We start from the raw sequence: 1,079 nt of genomic DNA on the forward strand, positions 1-1,079 counted from the left end.
GGGCGGAGGCTCGCTCCCGCCCGGCCAGGCCGCCGGAAGCGCGGGCCGGCAGGGGTCGGGGGCAGGAGCACCGGAAGAAGGGACCGTACCATGACAACGAATCCAGCCGCCCCGGTCATCCCGGTGGCCACCGACCTGCAGGACGAACGGCTGATCCGGACCGAGGGCTTCAAGGGCGCCGTCAAGGTCGGGATCAACCGGGTCCGCGGCGGCGACCTGGGCGTGCTGCCCATCGTCGTCGGGCTGCTGGTCATCTGGTCCATCTTCCAGGTGCTCAACCCGTTCTTCCTCTCCAGCGCCAACCTGGTCAACTTGCTGCTGGAAAGCGCCGCCGTCGGGGTCATCGCGCTGGGCATCGTCTGCGTCCTGCTGGTCGGCGAAATCGATTTGTCCGTCGGCTCCGTCAGCGGCCTGTCGGCCGCGATCGTCGGAGTCACCTTCATCAAGCAGGACTGGCCCATCGGGCTGGCGATCCTGACCGCGATGGCGGCCGGCGCCGTGATCGGGCTGGTCTATTCGCTGGTCTACACCAGGTTCGGGGTCCCGTCCTTCGTGATTACGCTGGCCGGCCTGCTCGGTTTCCTCGGACTGCAACTGTTCGTGCTCGGGGTCGAGGGCACCATCAACCTGCCGTTCGATTCCTTCCTCGTCTGGTTCGGCCAGCAGGCCTTCGTGCCGGGCTGGCTGTCGTACGTACTGGCGGTCGTCGGCGTGGCCGGCTTCTTCCTCAGCCAGCTCACGCTCTCCCGCCAGCGGGTCAAGGCGGGCCTGTCCGGGCGCCCGATGCGGCTGGTCGTGATGCAGACCATCCTGCTGGCCGTGATCCTGCTGTTCGCGGTCTGGTACCTGAACCAGGCCCGCGGCGTCGGCTGGATGTTCGTCTTCTTCGCCGCCCTGGTGCTGGTGATGCACTACGCCTTCACCCGGACCCAGTGGGGCCGCTCCGTCTACGCCGTCGGCGGCAACCGGGAAGCGGCGCGGCGGGCCGGCATCGCCGTCAACCGCGTCTACGTGTCCATCTTCGTCCTGTGCTCGACGTTCGCCGCCGTCGGCGGCATGCTGGCGGCCGGCCGGCTGGC

The 1,079-nt window shown here is 68.9% G+C and carries 1 protein-coding gene; it reads left to right on the forward strand.

The window, feature by feature from the left end; all coding sequences use genetic code 11:
• Positions 1–90: 90 nt before the first annotated feature.
• On the forward strand, positions 91–1,079 hold a 989-nt coding region (locus tag AC5RUJ_RS17000; RefSeq protein WP_494156332.1), incomplete at its 3' end, for a sugar ABC transporter permease.

This window comes from Arthrobacter sp. Y3223164, assembly GCF_059091005.1.